This is a genomic window from Microcystis sp. M169S2 (genome assembly GCF_020245865.1).
GTDB lineage: Bacteria > Cyanobacteriota > Cyanobacteriia > Cyanobacteriales > Microcystaceae > Microcystis > Microcystis ichthyoblabe_A.
This window is the reverse complement of sequence record NZ_JADBUB010000150.1, coordinates 2,501-5,155: the sequence shown is the minus strand read 5'-3', so window position 1 is coordinate 5,155 and position 2,655 is coordinate 2,501. Positions and strand designations below refer to the sequence as shown.

Below are 2,655 nucleotides of genomic sequence, written 5' to 3'. Positions count from 1 at the left end.
GTCGGCAACCCGACAAGTATCTTGGCCACGGTGAAGTTTCACAACCGAGTTCGGGATGGAATCGGAGTGGTGCCATCACGTTAAAGACACCAGGAAGGGTAGAACCCTCAAGACTGCAAAAGCTAGGAAAAAAGTGGTGAAAGAAGAATCAGGTCAAGCCCTCGGTCGGTTAGTACTCCTCGACTGCACTCGTTACCGAGCTTCCATCTAGAGCCTATCAACGGGTAGTCTACCCGAGACCTTACTGGCTTAATGCCATGAGAGCAATCATCTGGAGGTGGGCTTCCCACTTAGATGCTTTCAGCGGTTATCCGCTCCGCACATGGCTACCCTGCGTTTACCGTTGGCACGATAACAGGTACACCAGCGGTGCGTCCTTCCCGGTCCTCTCGTACTAAGGAAGGCTCCTCGCAATGCTCTTACGCCTACACCGGATATGGACCGAACTGTCTCACGACGTTCTGAACCCAGCTCACGTACCGCTTTAATGGGCGAACAGCCCAACCCTTGGGACCGACTTCAGCCCCAGGTTGCGATGAGCCGACATCGAGGTGCCAAACCTCCCCGTCGATGTGAACTCTTGGGGGAGATCAGCCTGTTATCCCTAGAGTAACTTTTATCCGTTGAGCGACGGCCCTTCCACGCGGTGCCGTCGGATCACTAAAGCCGACTTTCGTCCCTGTTCGACTTGTGGGTCTCACAGTCAAGCTCCCTTCTGCTTTTGCACTCTATCGTCCCATTTCCAACGGGACCGAGGGAACCTTTGCGCGCCTCCGTTACCTTTTAGGAGGCGACCGCCCCAGTCAAACTGCCCACCTGAAACTGTCTCCCGCCCCGATTAGGGGTCAGGGTTAGAATTCTAGCCTCGCCAGAGTGGTATCTCACCGTTAGCTCCACCCTCCCCACGAGGAGAGTTTCAACGCTTCCCACCTATCCTGCGCAAGCGAAGCCCGAAGCCAATTCCAGGCTACAGTAAAGCTTCATAGGGTCTTTCTGTCCAGGTGCAGGTAGTCCGTATCTTCACAGACAATCCTATTTCGCCGAGTCTCTCTCCGAGACAGTGCCCAGATCGTTACGCCTTTCGTGCGGGTCGGAACTTACCCGACAAGGAATTTCGCTACCTTAGGACCGTTATAGTTACGGCCGCCGTTCACCGGGGCTTCGGTCGTCAGCTTCAGATTACTCCTGACCAACTTCCTTAACCTTCCGGCACTGGGCAGGCGTCAGCCCCCATACTGCGTCTTACGACTTGGCGGAGACCTGTGTTTTTGGTAAACAGTCGCCTGGGCCTATTCACTGCGACCCTCTTGCGAGGGTACCCCTTCTCCCGAAGTTACGGGGTCATTTTGCCGAGTTCCTTAGAGAGAGTTATCTCGCGCCCCTTAGTATTCTCTACTTCCCCACCTGTGTCGGTTTCGGGTACAGGCAATTAATGATTAACGTGGTTCGGGCTTTTCTAGGAAGCTTGATCAACGCCACTTCCCTCCCGTGGGAGGTGGGACTCGCGTCTTAGCTCCTGGTGTTTTCGCCACCTCTCATCGCCTCGACTGCTTGCACTGGTAACCAACATCCAGCTGACGTTGACCTTCTCCGTTCTCCGGCACAATCATTAATCGGTACGGGAATGTTAACCCGTTGTCCATCGACTACGCTTTTCAGCCTCGCCTTAGGTCCTGACTGACCCTCCGCGGACGAGCCTTGCGGAGGAAACCTTGGGGTTTCGGGGTGTGGGATTCTCACCCACATTTTCGCTACTTAAGCCGACATTCTCACTTCTATAGAGTCCACAGCTGCTTGCCGCTACTGCTTCACCCCCTATAGAACGCTCCCCTACCACAGTTCGCCTACGCTCACTGTCCACAGCTTCGGTAGATAACTTAGCCCCGTTCATTTTCGGCGCAGGAGCGCTTGACCAGTGAGCTATTACGCACTCTTTTAAGGATTGCTGCTTCTAGGCAAACCTCCTGGTTGTCCATGCACTCCCACCTCCTTTCTCACTTAGTTATCATTTGGGGACCTTAGCTGGTGGTCTGGGCTGTTTCCCTCTTGACGATGAAGCTTATCCCCCACCGTCTCACTGGTAGTTTTTTTAGCCGTATTCAGAGTTTGCCTCGCCTTGGTACCGGTCTCCCAGCCCGCGGCGAAACAGTGCTTTACCCCGACTAAACTTCCACTACCGCTGCGCCTCAACACATTTCGGGGAGAACCAGCTAGCTCCGAGTTCGATTGGCATTTCACCCCTAACCACAGCTCATCCGCTAATTTTTCAACATTAGTCGGTTCGGACCTCCACTTGGTTTTACCCAAGCTTCATCCTGGCCATGGTTAGATCACCCGGGTTCGGGTCTACAAATTATGACGCTTCGCCCTATTCAGACTCGCTTTCGCTGGGGCTGTGGGGTCTTCCCCCTTCACCTGCCATAACCTGTAAGTCGCCGGCTCATTCTTCAACAGGCACACGGTCAGACGTTCAATCGTCCTCCCATTGCTTGTAGGCTAACGGTTTCATGTTCTATTTCACTCCCCTTCCGGGGTTCTTTTCACCTTTCCCTCGCGGTACTGTTTCTCTATCGGTCACACGGGAATATTTAGCCTTACCTCGTGGTCGAGGCAGATTCACACGGGATTTCACGTGCCCCATGCTACTCGGGATGC

At 54.1% G+C, this 2,655-nt stretch carries 2 rRNA genes (1 of these 2 running past the window's edge); both read right to left on the bottom strand.

What is annotated here, in order from left to right:
* Window positions 1–94 (bottom strand): 5S ribosomal RNA (rrf, locus tag IM485_RS23040); the annotation flags it as partial.
* 55 nt (window positions 95–149) lie between these two features.
* Window positions 150–2,655, bottom strand: a 23S ribosomal RNA gene (locus tag IM485_RS15445); it runs 383 nt beyond the window's last position.